The sequence below is a fragment of the Streptomyces gottesmaniae genome, from assembly GCF_031845845.1.
Taxonomy (GTDB): domain Bacteria; phylum Actinomycetota; class Actinomycetes; order Streptomycetales; family Streptomycetaceae; genus Streptomyces; species Streptomyces akebiae.
Genome location: NZ_JAVRFJ010000202.1, coordinates 1 through 255, shown reverse-complemented (window position 1 = coordinate 255; position 255 = coordinate 1). Strand labels below are relative to the sequence as shown.

General features: G+C 64.3%; 1 protein-coding gene. It reads left to right on the top strand.

The window, feature by feature from the left end; translation table 11 throughout:
* Positions 1-255: alpha-amylase family glycosyl hydrolase (locus RM704_RS45060; RefSeq protein ID WP_311593674.1), on the top strand; the 255-nt coding region annotated here is incomplete at both ends.

Below are 255 nucleotides of genomic sequence, written 5' to 3'. Positions count from 1 at the left end.
TCCAGGACAGCAACGGCGACGGCGTCGGCGACCTCAAGGGCCTGACCGCCAAACTCGACTACCTGCAGTGGCTGGGCATCGACTGCATCTGGCTGCCGCCCTTCTTCAAATCCCCCCTCCGCGACGGCGGATACGACGTCTCCGACTACACCGCCGTCCTCCCCGAATTCGGCGACCTCGCCGACTTCGTGGAATTCGTCGACGCCGCCCACCAACGCGGCATGCGCGTCATCATCGACTTCGTCATGAACCACA